Source organism: Chryseobacterium aurantiacum (genome assembly GCF_003020585.1).
GTDB lineage: Bacteria > Bacteroidota > Bacteroidia > Flavobacteriales > Weeksellaceae > Chryseobacterium > Chryseobacterium aurantiacum.
This window is the reverse complement of record NZ_PXUE01000002.1, coordinates 803,067-829,359: the sequence shown is the minus strand read 5'-3', so window position 1 is coordinate 829,359 and position 26,293 is coordinate 803,067. Positions and strand designations below refer to the sequence as shown.

The 26,293-nt window shown below is 36.3% G+C and carries 26 protein-coding genes and 1 riboswitch; of the genes, 15 read left to right on the top strand and 11 right to left on the bottom strand.

Translation table 11 applies throughout. The features are described 5' to 3' along the window. Positions 1-31: 31 nt before the first annotated feature. Both C7D53_RS10150 and C7D53_RS10145 read left to right on the top strand, forming a co-directional pair. Positions 32-859 (top strand): RsiV family protein, encoded by an 828-nt coding sequence (locus C7D53_RS10150; protein ID WP_106916361.1) that lies wholly within the window; start codon positions 32-34, stop codon positions 857-859. A 44-nt stretch (positions 860-903) separates the two neighbouring features. Continuing rightward, entirely contained in the window at positions 904-1,755 is an 852-nt protein-coding gene (locus tag C7D53_RS10145) for a diacylglycerol/lipid kinase family protein (RefSeq protein ID WP_106916360.1), read from the top strand. Positions 1,756-1,963: 208 nt separating this feature from the next. Here C7D53_RS10145 and C7D53_RS10140 read toward each other — a convergent pair whose 3' ends face one another. Both C7D53_RS10140 and ggt read right to left on the bottom strand, forming a co-directional pair. After that, a complete protein-coding gene (locus C7D53_RS10140) occupies positions 1,964-3,244 on the bottom strand; it encodes a dicarboxylate/amino acid:cation symporter (RefSeq protein ID WP_106916359.1) in 1,281 nt (426 codons plus the stop codon). A gap of 326 nt (positions 3,245-3,570) precedes the next feature. Beyond that, positions 3,571-5,259 (bottom strand): gamma-glutamyltransferase, encoded by a 1,689-nt coding sequence (gene ggt / locus C7D53_RS10135; protein WP_106916357.1) that lies wholly within the window; start codon positions 5,257-5,259, stop codon positions 3,571-3,573. Positions 5,260-5,494: 235 nt separating this feature from the next. Between ggt and C7D53_RS10130 the strand changes: the two genes are divergently transcribed. The 3 genes from C7D53_RS10130 (at position 5,495) to C7D53_RS10120 (ending at position 10,254) form a co-directional block, all read left to right on the top strand. Then, the gene (locus C7D53_RS10130; protein WP_106916728.1) at positions 5,495-8,347 is read left to right on the top strand and encodes a TonB-dependent receptor plug domain-containing protein; all 2,853 of its coding nucleotides are present in this window, start codon (positions 5,495-5,497) and stop codon (positions 8,345-8,347) included. Between the two features lie 104 nt (positions 8,348-8,451). Continuing rightward, a complete protein-coding gene (locus tag C7D53_RS10125; RefSeq protein WP_106916355.1) occupies positions 8,452-9,417 on the top strand; it encodes an NAD-dependent epimerase/dehydratase family protein in 966 nt (321 codons plus the stop codon). 84 nt (positions 9,418-9,501) lie between these two features. Further along, positions 9,502-10,254 (top strand): polysaccharide deacetylase family protein, encoded by a 753-nt coding sequence (locus tag C7D53_RS10120; protein ID WP_106916354.1) that lies wholly within the window; start codon positions 9,502-9,504, stop codon positions 10,252-10,254. Between the two features lie 98 nt (positions 10,255-10,352). Here the strand turns inward: C7D53_RS10120 and C7D53_RS10115 are convergent, their stop codons facing one another. After that, a complete protein-coding gene (locus C7D53_RS10115; protein ID WP_106916352.1) occupies positions 10,353-11,558 on the bottom strand; it encodes a metallophosphoesterase in 1,206 nt (401 codons plus the stop codon). Positions 11,559-11,628: 70 nt separating this feature from the next. Continuing rightward, positions 11,629-12,696: a 3-oxoacyl-ACP synthase III family protein gene (locus C7D53_RS10110; protein ID WP_106916350.1), complete on the bottom strand. Its 1,068-nt coding sequence runs from the start codon at positions 12,694-12,696 to the stop codon at positions 11,629-11,631. A 101-nt stretch (positions 12,697-12,797) separates the two neighbouring features. Between C7D53_RS10110 and C7D53_RS10105 the strand changes: the two genes are divergently transcribed. The 8 genes from C7D53_RS10105 to C7D53_RS10070 all read left to right on the top strand — a co-directional run bounded on the left by C7D53_RS10105 (position 12,798) and on the right by C7D53_RS10070 (position 19,088). Next, entirely contained in the window at positions 12,798-13,367 is a 570-nt protein-coding gene (locus C7D53_RS10105) for a hypothetical protein (protein WP_106916348.1), read from the top strand. A gap of 3 nt (positions 13,368-13,370) precedes the next feature. Next, positions 13,371-14,102 carry a bifunctional demethylmenaquinone methyltransferase/2-methoxy-6-polyprenyl-1,4-benzoquinol methylase UbiE gene (ubiE, locus tag C7D53_RS10100; RefSeq protein WP_106916346.1) on the top strand — a complete coding sequence of 244 codons (732 nt, stop codon included), beginning with the start codon at positions 13,371-13,373 and terminating at the stop codon, positions 14,100-14,102. Positions 14,103-14,105: 3 nt separating this feature from the next. Then, complete coding sequence (gene porT, locus C7D53_RS10095; RefSeq protein ID WP_106916344.1) at positions 14,106-14,888, top strand: type IX secretion/gliding motility protein PorT/SprT; 783 nt, start codon at positions 14,106-14,108, stop codon at positions 14,886-14,888. A 139-nt stretch (positions 14,889-15,027) separates the two neighbouring features. Further along, positions 15,028-15,330: a hypothetical protein gene (locus C7D53_RS10090; RefSeq protein WP_106916342.1), complete on the top strand. Its 303-nt coding sequence runs from the start codon at positions 15,028-15,030 to the stop codon at positions 15,328-15,330. Next, complete coding sequence (locus C7D53_RS10085) at positions 15,330-15,617, top strand: cell division protein ZapA (RefSeq protein ID WP_076354088.1); 288 nt, start codon at positions 15,330-15,332, stop codon at positions 15,615-15,617. Before C7D53_RS10090 ends, C7D53_RS10085 begins: the two co-directional genes overlap by 1 nt. Positions 15,618-15,847: 230 nt before the next feature. Then, entirely contained in the window at positions 15,848-17,413 is a 1,566-nt protein-coding gene (gene rny, locus C7D53_RS10080; RefSeq protein WP_185126691.1) for a ribonuclease Y, read from the top strand. A 73-nt stretch (positions 17,414-17,486) separates the two neighbouring features. Next, on the top strand, positions 17,487-18,728 hold the full coding sequence (locus tag C7D53_RS10075; RefSeq protein WP_106916338.1) for an MFS transporter: 1,242 nt from the start codon (positions 17,487-17,489) through the stop codon (positions 18,726-18,728). Between the two features lie 171 nt (positions 18,729-18,899). Beyond that, positions 18,900-19,088: a hypothetical protein gene (locus tag C7D53_RS10070; protein WP_106916336.1), complete on the top strand. Its 189-nt coding sequence runs from the start codon at positions 18,900-18,902 to the stop codon at positions 19,086-19,088. Positions 19,089-19,182: 94 nt separating this feature from the next. Here the strand turns inward: C7D53_RS10070 and C7D53_RS10065 are convergent, their stop codons facing one another. The 4 genes from C7D53_RS10065 to C7D53_RS10050 form a co-directional block, all read right to left on the bottom strand. After that, positions 19,183-20,118, bottom strand: coding sequence for a YeiH family protein (locus C7D53_RS10065; protein WP_106916334.1), 936 nt, complete (start codon positions 20,116-20,118; stop codon positions 19,183-19,185). Between the two features lie 162 nt (positions 20,119-20,280). Beyond that, positions 20,281-21,156, bottom strand: coding sequence for a LysR family transcriptional regulator (locus tag C7D53_RS10060; protein WP_106916332.1), 876 nt, complete (start codon positions 21,154-21,156; stop codon positions 20,281-20,283). A gap of 159 nt (positions 21,157-21,315) precedes the next feature. Continuing rightward, positions 21,316-22,623, bottom strand: a complete 1,308-nt coding sequence (locus tag C7D53_RS10055) for a voltage-gated chloride channel family protein (RefSeq protein ID WP_106916330.1) — start codon at positions 22,621-22,623, stop codon at positions 21,316-21,318. A 30-nt stretch (positions 22,624-22,653) separates the two neighbouring features. Beyond that, a riboswitch (Fluoride riboswitch) is annotated at positions 22,654-22,721 on the bottom strand. A gap of 102 nt (positions 22,722-22,823) precedes the next feature. Beyond that, on the bottom strand, positions 22,824-23,291 hold the full coding sequence (locus tag C7D53_RS10050; protein WP_106916328.1) for an acyl-CoA thioesterase: 468 nt from the start codon (positions 23,289-23,291) through the stop codon (positions 22,824-22,826). A 120-nt stretch (positions 23,292-23,411) separates the two neighbouring features. On the opposite strand from C7D53_RS10050, the gene C7D53_RS10045 reads away from it, so the two are divergent. Together C7D53_RS10045 and C7D53_RS10040 are read left to right on the top strand one after the other, a co-directional pair. Beyond that, entirely contained in the window at positions 23,412-23,768 is a 357-nt protein-coding gene (locus C7D53_RS10045) for an arsenate reductase family protein (RefSeq protein WP_106916326.1), read from the top strand. A 105-nt stretch (positions 23,769-23,873) separates the two neighbouring features. Continuing rightward, positions 23,874-24,062: a hypothetical protein gene (locus tag C7D53_RS10040; RefSeq protein ID WP_106916324.1), complete on the top strand. Its 189-nt coding sequence runs from the start codon at positions 23,874-23,876 to the stop codon at positions 24,060-24,062. Between the two features lie 55 nt (positions 24,063-24,117). On the opposite strand, the gene gcvT is transcribed toward C7D53_RS10040, so the two are convergent. From gcvT to idi, 3 genes are read right to left on the bottom strand one after another with little or no spacing between them, the layout of a single operon-like run. Continuing rightward, the gene (gene gcvT / locus C7D53_RS10035; protein WP_106916323.1) at positions 24,118-25,194 is read right to left on the bottom strand and encodes a glycine cleavage system aminomethyltransferase GcvT; all 1,077 of its coding nucleotides are present in this window, start codon (positions 25,192-25,194) and stop codon (positions 24,118-24,120) included. Between the two features lie 9 nt (positions 25,195-25,203). Continuing rightward, entirely contained in the window at positions 25,204-25,677 is a 474-nt protein-coding gene (locus tag C7D53_RS10030; protein ID WP_106916321.1) for a hypothetical protein, read from the bottom strand. Further along, a complete protein-coding gene (gene idi, locus C7D53_RS10025) occupies positions 25,677-26,186 on the bottom strand; it encodes an isopentenyl-diphosphate Delta-isomerase (RefSeq protein ID WP_106916319.1) in 510 nt (169 codons plus the stop codon). Before idi ends, C7D53_RS10030 begins: the two co-directional genes overlap by 1 nt. Positions 26,187-26,293: the final 107 nt, after the last annotated feature.

The window sequence follows — 26,293 nt, the reverse complement described above, 5'->3', positions numbered from 1 at the left end:
GTTTTTGTATTCAATAGCAAAAATTAAAATTATGAAAAACATCATTGCCGTTCTGGCACTTTCTTCATTCTTTGTTTTTTCCGCCTGTAAGAAAAAAGACGTGCCTGTGTCACCCACGGAGAATGTAGAAAATATAAAAAATAATGAGTTTGTTGTAGACTCCGTTATTGTAAAAGATTCTACAAAAGTCAGTGATTCATTAAAACTAACCTTTACTTCAAAGCTATTGGTTTTTCCTGGTTTAAAAGATAAAGTACTTTTGGACAGTATTTATTTCCAGAATGAGAAGATAAAGGATTTTTCAAAGACCGGATTACAGACTTATCTGGAAAGTGAAAAGAACAGCTATTTCAATACCATGAAAAATGATAACAAAGATTGGTATTCAGATATGACCTACGCTCAGGAATGGTACTCAAGTTCTTATATGAATCTTAAATCCAATACCAATGGTTATATGCATATCCAATATACAGGAAGTGCATACATAGGCGGGACTCACGATGAATATGGATTTTCAGAAAGAGTTTTTGATCTTAAGAAAAATAGAAAGCTAGAATTAAAGGATATTACTTCAATGCCTAAAAACAAGCTTGAAGCAATGCTAATGAAGAATCTTGATAAGATCAACAGTGGAGCTACGGATGAGAACGGAGACGTGAAAAATTCAGAAATGTTGTTGGTAGAAAAGATTCCGGCATCTGATAACTTTTATTTTGATGAAAAAAACCTGTATTTCCATTATAGTCCGTATGAAATTGCAGCTTTTGCAGCGGGAGATATTATAATTCCTATTTCCTGGGAAGAGTTAAAAGGTACCCTAAATGCAGAATTTAAAGAAAGAATGAAAATTAAGTAGATTAATGCTTCCGGGTTCAGGAAGCATTTTCTATTTTTGCGGTAATGGAAAAAGTAGCTTTTATCATCAATCCTTTTTCGGCCAAAAAGAATTATCAGCCGTTTTTGAATGAACTTAAAAATAAGGTTGGTAATCCTTTGTATTATGTCTCCGAATCTATTCCGGGAACAGATGAATTCATCAAAACCCATTTTGATGAGGTGGACATCTTTGTAGCCATAGGAGGTGACGGTACTATTTCTACCGTTGCTAAAAATTTGATTTCTACAGATAAGATTCTGGCTATTTTTCCGGCAGGTTCCGGTAATGGATTTTCCAATGAAACCCGATTCAGCAAAAATCTGGACGAGCTTTTGGAGAAAATAAAGGCAAAGCAATCCAGAAAAATAGACACTTTCACGGTGAATGACCGACTTTCCATCAATGTTTCAGGAACAGGGTTCGATGGTAAGGTGGTGAAAGAATTTGAAAAGACGAGCCGTGGTTTCAAAAACTATATCAAGGTTTCTCTAAAGACTTTCTTTAATTATAGACCGATCAAAGTAACTTTCCTTGATCAGGAACACAAGCAGTACAATGGCAGATATCTTATGCTGAACATTGCCAATACCCGCCAGTTCGGAAATAATGCCTATATCGCTCCCAAAGCTAGTAAAAGTGACGGCTTGGTTGATATGGTTTTGGTGAAAAAATTTCCTCTGACTTATTCCGCTTTGTTTGCCTTCAGAATGTTTACCAAAAGATTAAAAGACGACGAATATGTTACCTATCTTCCGGTTTCCGAAATATCATTCAAGGTAAATACAAAAAACTGGCATCTTGACGGAGAATTTAATAAGATAGAATCTCCCATTCATGTAAAGGTACAGCCTGCCAGCCTGAATATCTTAGTATAAATTCAATATGTAAAGGTGAAAATTCTACAAAAAAACTATATCCTCAACGGATCAATGACGGTTGTGGTTTTATAAAAAATAAACTTAAAATCCCCGATTTTTAGCACAAAAGCCAAATTTTGGGGATTATTTTTTACATTTAAACAAAAATTTAACTGGAAAATATTTAGTTTTTTATTTTCCTTTGCTCTATTTTCTTGCAACAATATTAAACTTCCAGTTTGCTTTCAATTTCATTCGGATGATTCAGGCAGTATTGCAATTGTGTTTTGTCTAATTGTTTTTCCCAGTTAGCAACTACAATCGTGGCTACAGAATTGCCTATCGCATTTGTGAGAGCTCTGCATTCACTCATGAATTTATCAATTCCCAGAATTAAAGTCATCCCTGTAATCGGAATTTCCGGAACAACGGCTAGTGTAGCAGCTAAAGTAACAAATCCCGCTCCTGTAACACCTGCAGCGCCCTTAGAACTTAGCATAGCAACTAGAAGAAGAATGATCTGCTTTTCAATGGGAAGATGAATATTCAGAGCCTGAGCAATAAATAAAGAAGCCAATGTCATGTAAATATTGGTTCCATCCAGATTAAAAGAATAGCCGGTTGGTACAACCAAGCCTACAATAGCTCTTGAACACCCTGCTTTTTCTAACTTTTCCATGATTCCTGGTAGGGCGGATTCTGAAGAACTTGTTCCTAAAACTAATAGCAGCTCTTCTTTAAGATAATACATCATCTTAAAAATATTGAAGCCGTTATACCATGCTACAGCCCCTAAGATTATAATAATAAACAGAATAGAGGTAATATAAAAGGTGCCGACAAGAAATATTAAATTGATGATAGAATGAAGTCCATATTTTCCAATTGTAAAAGCCATGGCTCCAAAAGCACCAATAGGAGCTAGTTTCATTAATATATGAACAATTTTAAAGATCGGAGCCGAAAGATATTGTAAAAAATCTGTGACTTTTTGACTTTTTTCTTTCGTTAATACCAGTGCAATCCCCATTAGAATAGCCACAAGAAGCACTTGTAAAATATTCTCTCCTACCAAGGGACTGAATAACGTTTGTGGAATAATATTCGTAATAAACCCTACAATTGTAGTGTCATGCGCCCTTTGTTGGTATTCGGCAATATCTCCGGAAAGGGTAGCTGGATCAATGTTTAATCCTGCTCCTGGTTGTAAAAGGTTTCCAACTACTAAGCCGATAATTAAGGCCAGTGTAGAAAAGATAAAGAAATAAATCATCGCTTTAGCTGCAATACGGCCAACTTTTTTAAGATCGGTCATATGGGCGATTCCTAGTGTTAAAGTAATAAAAATTACCGGAGCGATAATCATTTTCACGAGTTTGATGAATCCATCTCCCAATGGTTTCATTTTTTCACCCAACTCAGGATAAAAGGTTCCCAAAAGAATACCCGCTACTATTGCAACGATAACTTGAAAATAAAGTTGATAATAAATTTTTTTTGCTTTCATAAGATGTTTGTCTTTTTAGAATGTGAAAATTAACACTTTTATCTCTAAGATTAACATATATGGCAAAAATTACATTATTTTAATTAATTATTAGTAATTAAATATATTTTATTTTATTAAATTGATAAATTATTTTACATATGTGTAAAATACATGATTGTTTTTTATGGCTAATGTCATATAATAGATGGAAATTTTTAGATAAAATTTATTTTAGCTTTATTAATAAATAAAACTTCGACTCCGCTCAATATGACTTGTCTATTTCAAAAGAGGTCATGCTGAGCGGAGTCGAAGTATATGTAATAGAAAATTTGATGTCTGAGTTACTCTACAGCAACAGAATCATCCCCGCGGCCATCTGCTACGGCATGGATGCTTCCTTTTTCATCAAGAACAATCATTTCTGTTTTGCCAATATATTTTGTCTTTTCAATGATATAGTTCTTGCTTTTTAGTTCGGAAATAGTACTTTCAGGGAAATTGTTTTCCACAGTAATGGTTTCCGGAAGCCACTGATGGTGGAATTTTGGTGCATTGACAGAGGTATTCGCATTCAGTTTAAAATCTACTACATTCACAATGGATTGATACACTGAAGTTGGGATTGTAGTTCCTCCCGGAGTTCCTACTACCATATAAGGTTTTCCATTTTTAAGAAGAATAGTGGGAGTCATAGAAGAAAGCATTCTCTTGTTAGGCTGAATAGAATTGGCTTCTCCACCCACTGCTCCGAACATGTTGGGTACACCTGGTTTGATAGAGAAATCATCCATTTCATTATTCAAAAAGAATCCGGCTCCTGAAACCAGGACCTTGCTTCCATAATATCCATTAAGAGTTGTCGTTACAGAAGCAGCATTTCCATCCTTATCCAATACAGAAATATGGGTAGTCTGCATAGATTCTTTAGGCTGTTCTATAATTTTGCCAACTTCTGCACTTGGAGTAGCTTTATCAAAACTAAAGCTTTTCCATCTGCCTTTCAGGTATTCATCAGAGATCAGGTAAGATGTTTTGTCCTGGATAAAATCCGGATCACCCATATATTCCGCTCTGTCTGCAAATGCTCTTCTTTCTGCCTCGGTCATAATCTGAACAGCTTTTGTAGAGTTTTGCTGATACTTTTCAAGATTTTCAAAACTAGCCATTCTGAGCATCTGGGCTAGAAGAACACCGCCACTTGATGGTAAAGGCATCGTTACAACATTGTTTCCTTTGTAATCAAATTCAAGGGCTTTTCTCTCCGCAACTTTATAATTTTTAAGATCCTCCAGTGTGATGATTCCGTTGCCTCTTTTCATTTCAGCAACCAGAAGTTCAGCTGTTTTTCCTTCGTAAAAACCTTTTGCACCCAGTTTTTGGATAAGCTTTAAAGTCTCAGCTAAGTCTTTTTGAATCAATAGATCACCGGCTTTCCAAGGGGAGTCTTTTACAAAAATGATAGCAGATTTATTGTGCTTCTGAAATTTTTCTCTTTGGTTGTTCAGCATTTCCGCTTCTTTATCCGTGATGGCAAATCCTTTTTCTGCAAGATCAATTGCGGGCTGGATAATCTTCTCCATAGGCAGTTTGCAGTACTTCAGTGTAGCAAAAAAACCAGCCACACTTCCCGGAATGCCTACTGCCAATCTTCCGTTTTGGGAAAGATCTGTATCTGCTTTTCCTTTTTTATCGATATACATGTCTCTGGATGCTTTTTTAGGAGCTGTTTCCCTGTAATCCAGTGTGAATTTTTCACCATTATTTTTAACACCCACTAAAAAACCTCCACCACCGATATTTCCGGCTTGTGGATACACAACAGCCAATGCATATTGTGTAGCAGTCACAGCATCATAGGCATTTCCTCCCATTTTAAGGATTTTAACACCTGCTTCACTGGCTAACGGGTGGGCAGATACCACTACGCCTTTGTTTTTTACCTGTACTTCCTTGATAATGTTGATGTCTGTAAACTGTGACCAGGAAAAATTATAGGCGAGAAGTGTAGCGACTAAAAATATTTTCTTCATAAAATGATACTTTTAAAGCAAAAGTATCAATTTTAAAATAGAGTCATATATAGAGTCAATAAATAAAATGAAGAAAACATTATTGTTTTATTAAATTATTAGGTGATTTATTTATTTGTTATTTATTTTGTAATAAAATAGCAAAAATATGTTTGAATATTTTCAAAAATTAATTATTTTTTGATTATTATGTTTATTTTGAATGTTAATTTATATACATTTGAAAAAAAAGCATATGAAAAAAAATTACCAGAAAATTGTTTTGGTGGGGGCATTGTTTTTTGTTTCGGCAAATGTTATCGCTCAAACCAATGATTCCCTAAGTGTTAAAAGCGTAGATGAAGTAAAAATTACAGTTGGTTCCAGAAATAAGGCCAGGGTAGCAACTGATACCCCGCTACCTGTAGATGTAATTAATATCGGGTCGCAATCAGTACTAAGTCCGCAGACTGACCTTAACCAAATTTTGAATTACGCCGCCCCTTCTTTTACTTCAAACTCTACAACTGTTGCAGATGGAACAGATCATGTGGATCCTGCTCAATTAAGAGGTTTAGGGCCGGATCAGGTGTTGGTTTTACTTAATGGAAAAAGAAGACATACTTCCTCACTGGTTAATATTAATGGTTCTCCCGGAAGAGGATCTGTAGGAACCGACTTAAATGCTATTCCGGCATTTGCCATTGAAAGATTGGAAGTGCTAAGGGATGGGGCTTCGGCGCAATACGGTTCTGATGCTATTGCGGGGGTGATTAATGTGGTTATGAAGAAGAATACCAACGCTTTTACGGCAGCAATTACTGGAGGAGGATTTAATTCGAAAGGAGCTAATGATCATTACGGAGGATGGGATGGCGGAAAGTATCAGCTGGATTTGAATTATGGGACCAAAATTGGCAAGAGTGGGTTTATTAATTTTACTGCAAATTTACTGAGTAGAGATGATACAAGAAGGGCAAAAGCAGCTACTGGTGAGATTTTTAATGCTTATAATGCCATTGAGCAAAGAGCTCTAGAAAACGGAGTAAATATTTCGTCTCTTTTTGAAAATATCAATAATACACCCAATACGACACAAATAATAGATTATATACATAAGTACGCTCCCAGTGTAAGCTATTTTACAGCAGCACAGCAGGCTGGGATTCAATCTGCCAGTACAATTTCTGAATTACAAAATCTTCTAAAGGGAGATGTTACAGAAAATGAACTTGCTTACAGAGGTTTAGCAAGAGATGATTTTAATATGAGAGTCGGACAGTCTAAGCTTGGATCTGGTCAGTTTTTTGTGAACTCTGAATTTGATATTTCCTCAGCCGTTCGAGGGTATGCTTTTGGAGGTATTTCTTACAGAAGTGGTAATGCTGCCGGTTTTTACAGAAGACCTAATCAAAACAGAACCTCAACTTCTATATATCCTAATGGTTTCCTGCCAGAAATAGCCTCGGATGTTATAGATCTTTCGTTTGCTGCTGGGTTTAAAGGGAAGTTGGGAAATATTAATTATGATATCAGCAATACTTTTGGACAAAACACTTTTGATTATACTATAAAAAATACTGCCAATGCCTCCATGCGATATCCAAATAAAAGAGAATTTGATGCAGGCGGTTTAGGATTCTCTCAAAATACCATCAATGCAGATTTTGATACGAAAATAGACTGGCTGAAAGGTTTTAATGTTGCCTTTGGAGGGGAAATGAGGTTTGAAAAATACAAAATAGAAAATGGAGAAGAGGCTTCATGGGCTCTTTATGATATTAACGGAAATATTCAGACTCCTACAACTGTGGCAATTCTAAAGCCTACTGATTTTTTAGGGGCTGCCAGACCAGGGGGAGCGCAGGTGTTTCCTGGTTTTCGCCCTGAGAATGCACTAAATAAAGGAAGACATTCTGTTGCGGTGTATGTGGATACGGAGTTGGATGTAACTGACAGATGGCTAATAAGTGCTGCGCTTAGGTTTGAAAACTACTCGGATTTCGGGTCTACATTTAATTATAAACTAGCAACAAGATATAAGCTTACTGATCATATCAATCTAAGGGCAGCACATTCTACAGGATTCAGAGCGCCTTCCTTACAGCAAATGTATTTTAATGCCACTGCTACGCAGTTTGTAGGTGGAGTACCATATGAAGTAGGAACTTTTTCAAATGATTCTGATGCGGCCAGATATCTAGGAATTCCACAATTGAAGCAAGAGGAGTCAACGAGTTATTCTGCAGGTTTTACAGCTAAGATTCCACAAGCAAACCTGACGTTTACAGTGGATGGTTATTATATTAAAATTAAAAACAGGGTGGTTTTAACAGATCAGTTTTCTAGGCCGTCAGGTACCTATCCGGTGGGAAGTGATTTTTGGAATTTGCAGGCAGCCTTCGATAAAGCGAATGCTAATGCTGCTACCTTTTTTGCTAATGCAATAGATACCCAGACTAAAGGTATTGAAGGGGTAGTTTCACATAAAGCTAATTTTTCTGAAAGGTTTTCTTTGAATTCAGACTTTGCAGTTACTGTTTCGAAAACTAACAGAGTAGGAGATATTCATGGTTCTGATGTTTTAATCAAAGCCGGACAGGTAAACAGGTATTATTCAGAATCCAGTCGTGTGTATCTTGAAGAAGCAGTTCCAAGATTCAAGGCTTCTCTGAATAATGCTTTAGAGATTGATAAATTTAGCCTATTGTTGAGAAATGTTTATTTTGGTGAAGTTACAGATCCTAATACGATGGATGCCAATGGAGATGGTATTGTAAGCGGAGAAATCATTAACGGTCAGGCTGTTGCTACTGAACATCCGGTTTGGGGAGGGAAAGTGATTACAGACTTATCTGTAGGTTATAAGTTTAGTAAAAACCTTAAGCTAACAATAGGAGCTAATAATTTATTTGATATTTATCCGGATAAAAACTATGGCCCAACAGTAGTGAAAACTCCTTCTTTGGATTCATCTGGTAATCTGGTGTATGTGAATACTTCTACTATTGATCTCTCTAATCAAAACCAGTTTGTATACTCCAGGAATGTTTCTCAATTTGGAATGAATGGAAGATTTCTTTTTGCCAGAGTGAATCTTAATTTTTAAACAATATTTTTCTTAGGATTATAAAAGGTATGCGAAAGTGTACCTTTTTTGCTTGGATTGGCTTGATTTTTTTACTTTTGTACAATTCTAAAAAAATCTGAAAAATGGAATCCTATACGGAAAGAATACTTATTACAGGTGCCTTGGGACAAATCGGCACGGAACTTACGAATAGACTTGTGGAGATCCACGGAGCGGAAAATGTAGTGGCTTCAGGGCTGGACAGATGGCAGGAAGGAATTACTTCTGCCGGACACTATGAGAGAATGGATGTTACCAATACCCAATTGGTAAGACAGGTGATTCATGATTATGAAATTACTACAGTGTATCACTTGGCATCACTTTTATCCGGAACTTCGGAAAAGCAGCCTATTTTCGCTTGGAAATTGAATCTTGAGCCTCTTCTTCACTTTTGTGAAATGGCTAAAGAAGGGCTTCTTAAAAAGATCTTCTGGCCAAGTTCAATCGCAGTCTTTGGGAAAGGAATTCCTAAGCATGATGTTGGACAAGATGTAGTATTGAACCCAACAACTGTTTATGGGATCTCTAAAATGGCAGGGGAGAAGTGGTGTGAATACTACTTTGATAAATATGGAGTAGATGTAAGAAGTATCAGATATCCTGGGTTGATCTCATGGAAAACTCCGGCAGGTGGTGGTACTACCGACTACGCTGTTGAAATTTTCTACAAGGCAATTGAAGAAGGAAAATATACAAGTTTCATTTCTGAAGATACAGGAATGCCGATGTTGTATATGGATGATGCCATTAATGCAACCTTAAAATTAATGGATGCTCCGAAAGAAAGTTTAACTGTTCGTTCTTCTTATAACTTAGGGGGAATGTCATTTACTCCAAAAGAATTGGCAGAAGAAATTAAGAAAGAAATTCCTGATTTTGCTATCGATTATAACCCGGATTTCAGACAAGCAATTGCTGATTCATGGCCTGCTTCTATTGATGATTCTGTAGCTAAAAAAGACTGGGGGTTGACTTACGACTTCGGGATTTCTGAAATGAGTAAGGATATGATCAAAAATCTAAAAGTAAAATTAGCTAAGCATTAATAATGTAAAGTTATACTTTAATTAAGTATTTATTTAACATCTGATTTTTAGCTTATTATAATTTTTATCTAAAATTTAATTTAAATGATATTATTGACTTTCAACATTACAAATATTGAAGCTGAAGCAAAAGTTGGCTCACAAATTACTAGTGACGAAAGATTGAAAATTATAGAAGAGAATACCAAAGCTATTCTTAGAATTTTAGATGTTCATGATACGAAAGCAAGTTTTTTTGTGGAGGTTTCTCTTACTGAAAAACTTAAAAATCTTATAAAGGCAATTTCATCCAAAGGGCATGAAATTGCCTTCTATAATAGGGATTCAAATCTTGCAGAAATTGAAAATGCCAAGAAGAATATTCAGGAATTTTTGGAAAAGCAAATCAGGGGAATTCGTCAAAAGGACATCAAGATTCCACAGGAGGATCTGAAACTGATGGAATTTAATTATGTCTCCAATATTGATAATGCCAACATCCTTTTTCCATTCAAACGCCTTAAAAGAGATACCGAAATTACAGAAGAGAACGGACTTAGTATTGTTCCGGAAAGCATCTCCCCTTACAGTCAGTTGCCATACAATGATTTTGTGTTTCAGATTTTGCCCATGAAGTATTACCAGAATATGGTATTGGAAACATTGCAGAATGAAGAGTTTGTTTTGATCTACCTTAATGCGTGGCAGTTTACGGATTTTAAGAAGCACCCTTTTGATATTCCGTTTTATAGAAGCCTGTTTTCGGGCAGAAAAATGGAGGACAAATTAGATGCCCTCCTTAGGTTTATCAACGAGAAAGATATGGCTACCTCCCGTATGAAAGATTATATTTTTTAGGTTGCAGTAGTGGCTGTCAGGTTGCAGAAGAAAACAATTTCTTGTGGTAGTAGATCTTCAATCTCTAAACCTTAAACTTTAAACCTTGGATTTTAAAACTAGCTCAGTTCAAAAAGTGTAATTTCAGGTAATACCCCAACTCTCCCCGGATATCCTAACACCCCAAAACCTCTGTTTACATACAGTAATTTACCTTCACTCTCGTATAAATCTGCCCATTTTGGGTAACGATACTGAACCGGTGACCATTTTATGTTTTTAAGATCTAAACCAAACTGCATTCCATGAGTGTGGCCAGAAAGGGTCAGGTGAATGTTTCCTGGATGTTTTTTCACTACATAATCAAAGTGAGTAGGGTCATGGCTCATCAGGATCTTTGTGGCGGATTCCGGTACGTTTTTTAAAGCTTTATCAATTTTTCCAAACTGCGGAAAAGGTTTTAACCCCCAGTTTTCAACGCCTAGAATGTATAGTTTCTCTCCGTTTCTTTCAATAGCCCTGTTTTCATTTCTAAGCATGTCAAACCCTGCCTGCTTTTCATAGTCGATCAGTGTATCCAGATTTTTCTTTTTGACCTCCGGAGATTCCCAGTTTACATAATCACCATAGTCGTGATTTCCAAGCACTGCAAACTTGCCGTCTTTAGCCTTGATTTGTGAAAAAAGAGGAATGAAAGGCTTAAATTCATCGGCGACATTATTTACCATGTCTCCGGTAAATAGAACAAGGTCCGGCTTCTGCTCGTTGATGAGGTCTACAGCGTGCTGCAGCTTGCTTGGGTCGGCAAAGCTTCCACTGTGAACATCTGAAATCTGAATGATTTTATATCCTTTAAAGACTTTCGGGAGATTTGGAAATTTTACCTTTACCTTTCTTACTTTATGTCTGTATTTCCCAAAAGTAATTCCATCAATGAATAGGGCAGAAAGAACTCCACTCATTCCAAGTCCGACCAGGCTCAGGAATTTTCTTCGCTCGGGGAAGAAGTTTTCAGAGGGTTTTGCAAAGCCAATCAGATAGCCGCCAATTCTGATGATGTCATCAATTAACAAAAATAAAACCACAAAGATTTTAGGAAGAATAAATATCAGAAATAAGGAAATCATGATTTGGGCTTTCATCATGCTTCGGTCTGATCTCTGATAGTGAGTGACCTCGTAGGCGAAAATTCCATAAACAATTAAAGACACTGCCCAGTAGCCAATTCTTACCCAAAGATTGTCTGTAAGGGTTCTTATGGCTTGATAAATGTAAACTTCCAAAAACAGGAAGATCCCCGCAATAATTAAAAGATTTTTTTGCATGTTCTGATTCAAAAAAAGCACAAAGAATAACTTCCCTGTGCTTTTATATTTTTTTATTGTTTAAAATATTTTAAGGAAATCTATAAACGATAGCATTGATGTTCATTCCGGCACCTACCGAAGTCATTACAATGTTACCTTTCTCTTTAAACGATTGACCTTCCATTTTTCCTTTAATTATTAAATCATACATGGTAGGAATAGTTGCAACAGACGTATTTCCAAGGTCTTGGATTGTCATAGGAGAGATCGCGTGATCGTATTCCTTGATGTCGTAAAGTCTGTGAAGTCTTTCAATCATGGCATAATCCATCTTGGCATTGGCCTGGTGAATTAAGATTTTATCAATGTCTTCAATAGAAAGTCCTGCGTCTGTAATAGTTTCCTTAATTGCAACAGGTACATTTTTAAGAGCGTATTCGTAGATTTTTCTACCCAGCATTCTTACATAAAGACGTTTTTGATCTACTTCTTTGTTGATAGAAGGTTGGTTTTCAAGATAGTTTAATTCCGGGCCATTGTCACAAATCGTATTGTGTGCAATAATTCCTACATTTTCCTCATCCGTTGCTTTTACTACTACAGCACCTGCACCATCAGCAAAAATCATTCTGTTTCTGTCGTGTGGATCCGTTACACGGCTTAAAGTTTCACCCCCGATTACTAAAACTGTTTTGGCAACCTTGGCTTTAATTAGATTGTCAGCTAAAATCATAGCTTCTACCCATCCAGGACATCCGAAAAGCATATCGTAGGTTACGCATTTTCTGTTTTTGATGCCTAGCTTATTCTTTACCCTCGCTGCCATTGTTGGCATGAAGTCAGCATATCCGTTCTCAGTAACTTCCCCGAAATTACTCGCGTAAATAATATAATCCAGTTCTTCGCCGTCTACCTTTGCATCCTCAAGGGCAATTTTTGCGGCTTCATAACCGATCTGTGAATTGGAAAGATCATCCTCAATGAATCTCCTGTTTTCGATTTCTGTAATTTCTACAAACTTCGCAATGGTTTCTTCCACAGGCTTTTCAATTTTCACCCCGTCTTCAGTATAGAACTCGGAATTCATGAAGTAATCTCTACCAATAACTCTGTTCGGGATATAACATCCAGAGCCAATAATGATCGTATTCGGCATTCGTTTATATGATTTTTTTAAAGATGCAAAGTTAATAATTAATATTAATAACCGAGAATTAAAAATATTATTAAATTTGCAAAAATTGTACTTTACAATCTATGAAAAACAACTCATCCTTAAAAGGCTTACTCATTGCAGCTGTGGCGTTTATCGGTGCCTTTGGGATCTACTTCCTTTTTTTAGCCAAGAAGAATTATTATGTTGTAGATAATCCTACCCCCAATACGTATTACTTTAAGATCAATAACGGTTCTGAAGGGATCATTTCGGCGGGGCAGTATGTGCATGTGGATTTGAATAAGGGAAAAAACTCTATTCAGGTTTTCGACCAAAATAAAAAAATGCTTTATGATTCGGCATTTGAAGTAAACAAGCTTCGTGGTCTGCTTAATATTGCACATCAGGATTACTATGTGAATGACCAGTACTACGGGTATAACCTTAAAAAAGATTCGTTATTGATGGCGCTTGATAAGACTGTCATAGACGGAAAAGATTACCTCGGAGGAGCAAAGCGTTTCAATAAGCTTTACACAGAAGAATTTTATTACAATGTAGACGAAGATTATGATAAACTGATCAAGAATATCCAGAAAGTGGAATCGAGATCAAAGATCTTCAGAAAACAAGATTACCTAAATTATTACAAAGAATATTACAAGTTTTAAGTTTTGACAAAAGATATCACCAAAGTTACTCCCTACAATTCGGAGGCTACAAAGAAGAGCCAGGTAGAGGATATGTTCGACAATATTGCGCCGAAGTATGACCTTCTGAACCATGTTTTATCCATGAAAATTGACGTTTTGTGGAGAAATAAACTGGTAAGATGGATGAAAAATGATAATCCGCAGGAAGTGCTGGATGTGGCTACAGGAACGGGAGATCTAGCAATTACTATTGAAAAAGGAACAGGTTCAAAAGTAGTTGGTTTAGATTTATCACAACAAATGCTGAATGTTGGCGTTATTAAAATAAAAAAACTTAAATTAGACGGCAAAATTTCCATGCAAAAAGGGGATGCAGAAAATTTACCTTTCGAGGACAATAGATTTGATGCTGTTTCCGTTGCATTTGGAGTGAGGAATTTTGAAAACCTTACCAAAGGTTTGGCAGAGTTAAGAAGAGTAGTTAAAGATAACAAGAGTGTTTATATACTGGAGTTTTCAAAGGTTGAGGGTTTTTTAGGACCATTTTATATGTTTTATTTCAAAAATATATTACCTGCTATAGGCAGTTTGGTTTCTAAAGATAATAGGGCGTATACATACCTTCCGGATTCTGTAAATGCTTTTCCTTTCGGGGAGAAGATGAAGCAAATTCTTTTAGATACGGGATTTAAGAAAGTTGAATATAAAAAATTAAGTTTAGGTATAGCCACAATTTATAAAGCAACAAAGTAACCTATGAATAAATTTCTATTAAAAGCACTGGTTTTGACCTCAGTAAATGTTGCCGTTTTTGCAAACGCGCAATTTAGAACCCGAAACAGAATGGACAAGTTGGAAGATTTCGACGAGCAGAAGTTCAGTTGGGGGTTTTATTTGAACGGGAATAGACTAGACTACCGAATTGTATTGCATCCAAGATACGGGATGAATGAAAACGAAAACCTTGTTTCCTCTAAGGAAAGTTACAGTTTCGGTGCTGGGCTTATTGCAAAATGGAGACTGAATGACTATCTGGATGTAAGGATAGAACCAGGTCTGCAGTTTGCGCAAAGACAGTTGACTTTTAATACTCAATCCAATGATATCTATGCGGGTGGATCATTAACCAATCCTCCGTTTATGCCTATTCCTCTAACAGATAAAGATAAAGTAAGAGAAATTAAGTCTACATTGGTTGATATTCCGGTACTTTTGGAACTTCACGGGAGAAGATGGTATAATTCAAGACCATACGTTGCTGCCGGGGTGAATTATATTGTGAACCTACAATCTAACTCAGGATCTACTGATGATAATATGCAGCAGATCTTCAGATCTACAACCCATAATTTTGCATGGTCAGCAGAAATGGGAATCCAGTTTTACTTCAATAAGTTTAAACTGACTCCCGGTGTAAGAGGAACTTTCTTCATGAACAATGAAAAAGTGGCTGATAATGCGGGTACACCTCCTTATTGGGCATCTGCAGTTTCTACATTACAGACAAGAGCAATCATGTTTGTATTGAAATTTGAATAAGAAAATATCACATTGAAAATACATAGGAGGTGCATATGCACCTCCTTTTTTGTTGAGATTACAAAATATAGGACGTTTTATTTTTGTTAGTGTTATTATTTTTTTATTTTTGCTTCTAGTTAGAATATACAAACCTGAAATGCTTCAAGATTTAGAAAACAATTTTTCAGAATTAGAGAGAAAGATTTTGACTCTTCAAAAGAATTACAAAAGTCTTACTGAAAATTTATCAGAATTAAGTATTGAGCATGAAGACCTGAAGAAGAAGTATGATGAGGAGAGAAGAAGAAATCAGGTATTAGCAGAAGAACAAAAAAATATAAAACTTTATTCAGCAATATCAGGAAATCCTGAACACAATAGGTTAATGAAAAATCACATCAACAGATTGGTAAAAGAAATAGATTTCTGTATTGCACAGCTTCAAAACAGTGGATTATAATGGAGGTAAGGAGAATAACCGTCAATATTGCAGGAAGAGTGTATCCGCTGAACGTACCGGCAGCAGAGGAAGAAACTTTGCGTAAAGTAGGGAAGCAGATTGAGAATATGATTAAAGATTTTGAACAGAACTTCGATGTAAGAGATAAACAAGACGCATTGGCCATGTGTGCCCTTAAATTGGGAACTAACGCCGAAGTGGTGTCTCTTAACTACGAGAAAAATATTAATTCGAGCAACGAAAGATTGAAACAAATTAATCAATCGTTGAATGAAATCGGGAAATAGATTTTTTTTCCTGAACAAGCTGCCTACAATGATTCTAACACATTAAAGGTAAACTCAACGCTAAACAATTACCGAACAAATGTCCATCGAATGGCGTGCCGGTCTTCCGGATTACAGACAGTGGAAATCAGTTCAAATCGTGTTGATTAGGAGTTTACTCTCAATCCCTGGATTATTGTGGGCTTTTTTTATTTAAAGGATATGAATACAATTAAAACTCAATATAAATTATGATAGAAGTTATAGTCGGTGTTGTTTGTTTAGTAATTGGTGCAGTCGTGGGAATGTTTTTTTCCAGAAGCTCACTCAATACTAAGGCAAAATTTATCATAGATGATGCAACTAAAAATGCCGAAAACCTTATAGAAAAAGCTAACGTACAGGCTGAATCCATAAAGAAAGAAAAGAATCTTCAGGCTAAGGAGAAATTCCTTGAACTAAAATCTCAGCATGATTCAGACATCCAGTCTCGTGAGAAAAAGATGCAGGAAGCTGAAAAAAGAACAAAAGACAAGGAACACAAGCTGAACGATGAACTTAGCAAGACAGGAAAACTTGAAAAGGATTTAGACAGACAGATTGCAGATTACGCTAAGAAGAACGAAATTTTAGACAGAAAACAGCAAGAATTAGATATAGCTACCGCTAAGAAAGTTGAAATACTTGAAAAGATTTCTAATTATACAGCTGAAGAAGCTAAAGCAGAATTGGTAGAAACCATGAAAGCTGAAGCGAAGACAAGAGCACAGGCACACGTTCAGGGTATCATGGAGGAAGCTCAGATGAATGCTAAAAACGAAGCCAGAAAAATTGTGATCCAAACCATCCAAAGAATTGGAACAGAGCAGGCTATCGAAAACTCAGTATCAGTATTTAATATTGAATCTGATGAAGTAAAAGGTAGAATTATTGGTAGAGAAGGTAGAAATATCCGTGCACTAGAAGCGGTGACAGGAGTTGAGATCATCGTTGATGATACTCCGGAAGCTATTCTTCTTTCATGTTTTGATCCGGTAAGAAGAGAGATTGCAAGACTATCCCTTCACAGATTGGTTACGGATGGTAGAATCCACCCGGCAAGAATCGAGGAAGTAGTAGAAAAGACTAGAAAGCAAATTGAAGAGGAGATTATTGAAGTAGGAAAAAGAACAATTATTGACCTAGGAATCCACGGATTGCACCCTGAGTTAATTAAGATCGTAGGTAGAATGAAGTATCGTTCTTCATACGGACAAAACTTACTACAGCACTCAAGAGAAGTAGCAAATATCGCTGCAACAATGGCTGCAGAATTAGGCTTAAACGTAAAGCTAGCTAAAAGAGCAGGTCTATTACACGATATCGGTAAAGTTCCTGAGCAGGAATCGGAATTACCACACGCTTTATTAGGGATGCAGTGGGCTGAGAAATACGGTGAAAACCCAGAGGTAGTAAACGCAATTGGAGCTCACCACGACGAAATTGAAATGAAGTCGTTATTATCTCCAATCATTCAGGTAGCTGATGCTATTTCAGGAGCAAGACCAGGAGCAAGAAGACAAGTGTTGGAATCTTACATCCAGAGATTAAAGGACCTTGAGTCTGCAGCGTTAAGCTTCGATGGGGTATCCAGTGCTTATGCAATTCAGGCAGGTAGAGAATTAAGAGTAATGGTAGAAAGCGGAAAAGTAAACGATGAAGTGGCTTCTCAACTATCTTACGATATCTCTGAAAAGATCCAGAATGAATTAACTTACCCGGGACAGGTAAAAGTAACAGTAATCAGAGAAACGAGAGCTGTGAATATTGCAAGATAATAATCAGATCAAGATATTTTATAAAAACCTTTCAAGAAATTGAAAGGTTTTTTATTTTTATCAAAATTTAACAATGCAAGAACTGTCCCTGTCTTCAAAACTGAAGTACATTTTTTCAATTCCCGTGATTATTTCTGCCCTTGGCTATTTTGTAGATATCTATGATCTCCTCTTATTTGGGATTGTAAGGATCCCTAGTTTAAAAGCCTTGGGGCTTAATCCGGATGCCGACGGAACCTTTATTCTGAATTGCCAGATGGTAGGTCTTCTTATTGGAGGGGTATTCTGGGGTGTTTTTGGAGATAAAAAGGGGCGGCTTTCCGTGCTTTTTGGCTCCATTTTAGTGTATTCCCTTGCCAATATTGCCTGTGGTTTTTTACCATATTTCCCCAAAGAGCATTTAGTATATCAATATGCAGGCCTAAGGTTTATAGCAGGGATAGGTCTGGCTGGAGAGCTTGGAGCGGGAATTACGCTTGTTTCTGAGAGTCTGCCGAAGAATTTAAGAGCCATTGGAACCTCCGTTGTAGCAGGCTTTGGATTAATGGGGGCCGTAGTTGCCCAACTTACGGTAGAATTAGCCGGAGGATGGAATATCTCCTACATAATTGGAGGAGTTATGGGAATTCTTTTGCTGATTTTGAGAATAAGCGTATCAGAATCAGGGATATATAAAAATATCGAACATAAAAATGTCTCCAAAGGAAATTTTCTATCCTTTTTTACGAATAAGGACAGACTGGTAAGATATTTAAAATGTATTGCAGTAGGGTTACCTACATGGTATTGTATTGGGATTTTGGCTGTTTTGGCTAATCAATTTGCTCCTGAATTCGGGATAAAAGATCTCAGCCCCGGAAAGGCCATTATGTGGGCATATATAGGCATTTCTGTTGGTGATTTGATGAGTGGTTTTATTTCCCATGCCTTAAAATCACGAAAAATGGCCATATTTTACATGTTGATTTTCACCATTATTGGTGTTGCGTTGATGTTGTTCGGGAATACAGATACAGAAACAAAATACTATCTGTTTTGTGTGTGGCTAGGACTGGGAACGGGGTATTGGGCAATGTTCGTTACTCTTGCAGCAGAGCAGTTCGGTACCAATATCAGAAATACAGCAACCACAACTGTTCCCAATATGGTAAGAGGATTAGTACCGGTGATGATTCTTGCCTTTGATCTTCTTAAAGTTAATTTTTCTGTAATCATAAGTGCTGCTCTTGTTGGAGTAGTGGTATTTGGACTTGCGTTTTATTCGTCCCTTACGATCTCGGAAACCCATGACAAGGACCTTGAATTTACAGAATGATTTAAATTTGTTTAATAATTTTAAGTATTATTTTTCTGTTTTTTAACATCTTAATTGTATTATAATCAGTGTATTGTTTAATTTTGTATTAAATTATGTTGCGGGTTATTAATATTTGTTTAACTTTGAAAGGTAACCAAACTATATTGTTGAACCCAAAAAACCAATCACATGAACATTATTAAAAATGCTAAAAAATTAAGAAAAGAAGACCTGAAGAGTATTTCAGGAGGTATCGGAGGTTCCGGAAACATTGGGACTCCGGATGCATCACTTTGCGGATGCAGTTGTACAGGTGCCGTAACAGGACCTAAATACTGTGTTCAGCTTATCTCATGCCCACAGGTTATGACTTGCTAATCAGTTGGCTATTTTGAGATTATTTCAATATGAAATAAACATTTCCACATTTAATAGGCAGCACCCTCTTGATTTCAGGAGGGTGCTGCTGCTTTTAATGAATAATATAAAGTAAACTTCCAATACTGATGACTACCCAAAGTAATACAGCTGTTAATAAAGGCTTAAAGCCAATTGTTTTTAAAATCTGTAGAGAAAGAGTAGATCCAATGAAAAATAAGGTAAGATTCAATCCTGATTTTGCCACGGAGGTGATTGTTGTACTGAAGCTATCCATAAAAGGGAAATAAGTATTCAAAAGAATCGCCAATATGAAGTATCCGATGAACCAGGGGATTTTTATTTTCGAATCCTTGCTCTTAAAAACAAACATGGTAATCAGGGAAATGGGGATAATCCATAAAGCTCGGGCTAATTTCACTGTGGTAGCAATTTTTAAAGCTTCATCTCCATATTTACTGGCTGCACCCACTACAGAGCTCGTATCATGAATTCCAACCGCACACCAAAGTCCAAATTGTTCTTGGGAAAGATTCAGCAAATGTCCAATAGCCGGATAAACAAACAAGGCAATGGAATTTAATGTAAAAATAATGGCCAGTGCCAGAGAAATTTGTTTTGTGCTTGGTTTAATAATAGGAGAAACAGCAGCAATAGCACTTCCGCCACATATGGCAGTACCTGCGGAAAGAAGGTAAGAGAGAGGTCTTTCAAGTTTAAATACTTTTCCTAAAATGTATCCTAAAAGCATTACTGTAGCAATGCTTACTACAGTTAACATCAATCCTGTTTTTCCGGCGTGAAGAGCTTCATCCAACTTTAGCCCGAACCCGAGCCCAACAATGGAAATCTGCAGTAATAGATGAATATATTGATGAAGGTGTTTTTCAAAGGGATTTCCAAAAAAAACAGCCAGGGCAAAACCTAATACCAAAGCAATGGGAGATGATACTAAAGGAGTCAGGGATAATATTGCTAATCCAATAAAAATTACTTTTCGGGTTCCTTCATTTTGAATGAAATCTTTCATATTGCGAACGTTTAAAATCTGGAACAAAATTCCGCAATATATTATTATAAAGTAAATTGTATTTTGTTATGTTGGATAACTATAAGTTATAACTTGTGTAAAATGTTTTTCAGATAATCAACTATAGCAGTAGAAGAATCATTACTACTTTATACCCATTAATTACTCAGCAAACTTCAGAAAAAGCTTAATCAGTTCAGACTGTTCCCCTTTGGGAAGAATAAAATGAAAATCTCTTTCAATACTAAAATTTTTAATGTCAATAACAGTAAGAATATTATTTTTCAGTTCAGTTAAAATAGTACTTATGGAAAGAAAAGCCATGCAATCTGAATGAAGAAGATAGTTTTTAATACTTTCACTGCTTCCCAGATGAATGACAGTATTCAATTCATTGATGTTGATTTCCTTTTCCTTTAGACGGTTTTGAATGAATTCCAACGTCCCGGAGCCTTGTTCCCGGAAAATAAGATCCAGTTGGTACAGGTCTTTTAAATTTAATGTTTTGTGCGCCAAAAGATGGTCTGACTTTGCAGCCAGTACAATTTCATCGGGTTTAAAGGTTTTATAGTCAAAATAAGAAGACTGTGATTCTCCTTCAATAATGCCCAGATCAATTTTTTCTTCTTTTAAAAGAGAAGAGATAGCTTCTGTGTTTCCGGTCAGAAGTTCTATCTTAATGTCTTTATAGTAGGCATTGAACTTTGCTAGGATTTCGGGTAAAATATATTGTGCAACAGTTGTGCTGGCCCCAATAATAAGCTTTCCTTTATGCTGTTGATTGATCTGGTTGATTTCAAATTCGAGATCACGGTAAATATTTCGGATCTTTTCAGCATATTCATAGAGAATCTTCCCACTTTGTGTCAATTGGATAGAAGTTCCCTTTCTGTCAAATAATTTAGTTTCCAGCTGAACCTCAATTTCTTTAATGTGCTTTGTAACAGCCGGCTGCGAAATATGAAGCTCCTCGGAAGCCTTAGTAAAACTTAGCCTGGAAGCTACGGTATGGAAAACTTTTAACCTGTAATCAAACATGGGACAAAAATACGGATTATAGTTGTAAAATTGGAGGTTTTAGCGTTTGAGAGTCGGAGTGTTTTAGCGTCTTAAAGTTGGGAGGGTATTGTTCAGAAAACAGAAAGTGAGAGATAATTTGAAATCCAAGACCCTAAATCATCCTAATTACTGGTGAAATTATAAAAAATCTGAAATAGATCTATTTTGCCTGCTTTCGTATCTTCGGTTTTTGGCAACTCCAATTTTCTGCTTGGTGTAAATACTGTTGTGTCCCGATAGAAGGTAGGAAACAACGCACGCAATGGCGATATAAGGACCACATTCTGCTCCAAATAATTCAATTCCCATCAGCATACATGCCAACGGAGTATTTGTTGCCCCTGCAAATACAGCCACAAAGCCCATTCCGGCCAGTAAACCAAATGGCAAAGGGATAAACAGAGATAATGCACTCCCAAGGGTTGCTCCTATAAAGAACAAAGGAGTGACTTCACCTCCTTTAAATCCTGCGGAAAGTGTAACGATAGTAAAAATCATTTTCAAGGCAAAATCATATAATGGAAGCTGCTTTTCAAAGGATTCTACGATGACGGGAACTCCCAATCCAATATAACGGGTTGTACCCATTGCCAAAACCGCCAAAGCAACGATAGTTCCTCCAATTACCGGACGAAAAGGCGGATATTTAATTTTTGATTTGAAAAGAGAACCAGCCCAATGAATGATTCTACTGAATGCAGCGGCACAGATTCCAAAAGCAATACCTGCTAAAATACTGTACAGGATTGGTAAAAACTCTAGTTTTGGAATAATGTCAATATGATAATGCGTATGTTTTACATTCCATAGATTAGTGGCGTAATCTGCTAATATAGCCGATGCAAAAGCGGGAAATAGGGCAGTGTAACGTATTCTTCCAATAAGGAAAACCTCAAGTCCGAAAACAGCTCCTGCCAGAGGGGTTCCAAAAATAGATCCGAATCCGGCAGCAATTGCGGAGATAATTACTATTTTTCTCTCACTTTTATCAAGCTTGAAAGGCTTAGTAAGCTGGTCTGCAATAGCACCAGCCATCTGAAGAGCAGTTCCTTCACGTCCTGCAGAACCTCCAAAAAGATGTGTAGCAATAGTTCCCAGATAAACAAAAGGAGCCATTTTGAAGGGAATAATTTCTTTCGGATCGTGAATATTGTCAATCAGTAAATTATTTCCTGCCTCAACATCTTTTCCAAAGTAATAATATAAAAGTCCAATCAGAAAGCCAGCAACAGGAAGTAATGCAATTAACCATAAATGATTTTCCCGGAAATTGGTAGCCCATTCCAATGATTGTAAAAAGCCTGCAGAGGCTGTCCCCACCAATATGCCGATAATACTACTGATAAACAGCCATTTTAAAATATAGGGTAGTGCCGGAAATTTTCTGAAAAAAAAATGAATATGAAAAATTACTTTTTTACGAAGAGTCCACTGATGTTTTGACATAATAATCCTGATTAGTTATTGTTAATAATCTATTAATCAGGCGTCATCAGCTTTTATAAAGCGGTTGGGTAAGGAAGAACACCATTTCCTTTTGATAATGCAAATATAAAAAGAAGAATCTGATTTTCAAAAAATTCTAAGAGCTATGTGAAAATAAATAAAAATATATCATTTAATTTTCAGTTCTAAGTTCCAAAATTTTATAAAAAAGGTTTCATCTCGTCCTCAATCTGCGTTCTCAAATCCATCAGGCGCTTAGCATATTGTTCTTTTTGTTTTTCTTCTTCCGTTTCAGGAGTCCATTTAGGAACAGGAAGTTTTTTTCCATTTTCGTCTACTGCTACAAATACAATGATGCAATGCGTCTTTTTATCAAAAGTAGGCTGCTTTAAATTTCTGGAAAAGACATTGATGGAAATATGCATACTGGAAGATCCTGTATAGATGACCTGAGCATCTACTTTTACCACTTCACCAATCTTGATAGGCTCATAAAAGCGAATTCCTCCCACATATACAGTTACAGAATAATTTCCGCTCCATGTTGTGGCACACGCATAGCCTGCCTGATCAATCCATTTCATAACGCTTCCGCCGTGTACATTTCCGCCATAGTTAACATCTGACGGCTCTGAAATAAACTGAAAAGTAATAGGTTTGTTCTGCATCTTTATAAAATTTGAATAAAGTTATTTAATAATTTCCAAAGTTTTAGATTAAATCCTACTTTTGAAAGACGAAATGGGTATAAACCCCAATTTTAACAAATAACAGACTTAAAGATAATAATGAAGAAAGTATTTTACCTTAACACATGTGATACCTGCAGAAAGATTTTAGCACAGTTTGACCTTACAGACTGGGAACTTCGTGAGATCAAGAAACAACCTATCACCCAAGAGGAATTGGCAGAAATGCATAAAATGACCCAATCATATGATGCTTTGTTCAGTAGAAAATCTACCCAGATCAAACTAAGAGGTCTAGATGTAAAGTCTTTAACGGAAAAGGACTTTAAGGATTTGTTGTTAGATCATTATACATTCCTAAAGCGTCCGGTTTTCCTTACAGATAAGGAAATTTTTGTTGGAAATGATAAAAAGAATATTGAAGCTTTGAGAGCGTTCTTTGGGATTAATGAATAAAATTCCTCATTTCCATTTGATTTATTGTTTTATCTATATCTTGTGATTTATTTTAATGGTTTAATTATTAAATACTTATCTTTATAATGACCAAAAAATAAAATCATGACAAAAAACTTTTTAAAAACAAAGAATCTTAACAGATCAGCATTGAAAGAGATTAACGGAGGGCTCAGACCTATCATTGTTAATTGCTATACCTTATGTGGACCTGGTGGTGGGGTACCTTCCAATACCCCTGGAGTGGGAGATGCCTGCTCTCCGGACAGAAAGGTCTGCTGTATCTGCTATTAAAAACAAAAAAGAGGCTGGAATTTTTTCCAGCCTCTTTTTAGATATTATCAAACGATTATACAAAAGGAGCTTTAACTACTTTTGCAGGAATGTTCTTGTTTCTTACCTGAATAAAGATTTCAGAACCTAGCTTGAAGTGAGGCTTGTCTACATACGCAAGACCTAAACCGATCTTTTTCATTGGAGACTGTGTTCCGGAAGTTACTTTTCCGATTACATTTCCTTCAGCGTCTACAACAGGGTAGTCATGTCTTGGAACTCCTTTGTCTGTAAGTTCGAAAGCAACTAGTTTTCTGCTTACTCCTTCTTCTTTCTGCTTTGCGAAAGTATCTTTGGAAACAAAATCCTTATCAAATTTTGTGATCCATCCTAACCCAGCTTCAATTGGAGAAGTAGTATCATCGATGTCATTTCCGTAAAGACAGAATCCTTTTTCAAGTCTTAAAGTATCTCTGGAAGCCAATCCGCAAGGAATAATGCCATCAGCTTCACCAGCTTTCATTATTTCATCCCAAAGTTTCTCAGCACTTTCGTTGTTGAAATAGATTTCAAAACCACCGCTCCCTGTGTATCCTGTATTCGAAATAATTACGTCGTTTACACCAGCTACACTTCCAACTGTAAAGTTATAGTAAGGAATTTCAGAAAGGTTTACATCCGTAAGTTTCTGAAGAATTTCAGTAGCCTTAGGTCCCTGAACTGCCAATAATGACATATCATCAGAAGCATTGGTCATTTTTGCTCCAAATGTGTTGAATTTTGAAATATGGTTCCAGTCCTTATCAATATTCGAAGCATTTACTACCACAAAGTATTTGTCATCCTCCATTTTGTAAACGATAAGATCATCCACAATTCCTCCGTTTTCGTTAGGAAGACATGAATATTGAGCTTTTCCGTTTTCAAGAGTATCTACATTATTGGTTGTTACAAACTGTAAAAGATCTTTAGAACCAGGGCCTTCGATGAAAAACTGTCCCATGTGGGAAACATCAAATAATCCTGCTTTCTCTCTTACTGCAAAGTGCTCTTCCGTTACTCCTGAATACTGTACAGGCATTTCAAAACCTGCAAAAGGTACGATCTTAGCTCCCAAGGAAACATGTTTGTCGTACAAGGCTGTTTTCTTCATATTTAATTTTTATTTCTTTATTTTAAAACTATTGAAAGTCTCATTGAATAGGGTCATATAGTTTCCGTTCCAGAATTTCTGGCCACAGTTGATGGTCACCAGAAACAAATCCTTGTCTTTTTGAAAGGCTCTGGTTATCCAGAAAAGATTATCTTTTTGATCAAAATATTCGTAGTAATATTCCGTATATCCTTTTTTGCTTTTACTCTCTTTTACCTTATTTTCTGCATCTTCTGATTTATAAAGAGCCAGAATAAATTTCTTTGTTTCGGTCTTGGGAAGATTAAGGTCATGATATTCGGAAATGGTAATGGCTCCAATTTCATTGGTAGGGAAAATATTGACAATATCACTGTCGTTAGTAGATTTCCAGCCATCCGGAACATTGATGGTATAGTTGGGGCTTTCATAAGTACTTGTCTTTTGGGCAAAAAACAAACTTCCTGTTACAAAAGCAGAAACAAGCAATACTTTTTTCATCATTAAAAATGGTGTTTATATTCTTCAAGGATGATCTTGAACCACTCAGTAAAGTTTTCAGGATTTTCAGAAATCTCCTTATCCAGATCTTCGGGAGAAATAAATCTTACTTCTTCCACTTCTTCTTTATTCAAATTAAAATCAGATTCATGATTTCCTATAAAAACATGGTCAAGTTCATGTTCCCAAAGACCTCCGCCTACATCTGCCCTATAGATAAAGCTGAATTTTTCTGAAAGTTCTGCTTCAATTCCCAGTTCCTCTTTCAGCCTACGTTTAGCACCCGCCAGATAAGTCTCTCCATCTCTGGGATGAGAGCATACTGCATTGGTCCATTGGTTGGGAGAATGATATTTTACCGAGGCTCTTTTTTGAAGAAGCATTTCACCTTTACTGTTAAATAGAAATACAGAAAAAGCGCGGTGTAACAGGCCATTGATGTGAGCCTGCTGTTTTTCCATCAAACCCAAAACTTCATCCTCAGGATTTACTAAAACTACAAATTCTTCCATTTCTACAAATGTAAGAGTAATAAATGTATTTTGGAAATTTTTCGATAAACATCATGCATTTGTAGAATGAAAAGCAAATATGGGTAAGAAAGGAAGAAAATTAAAAG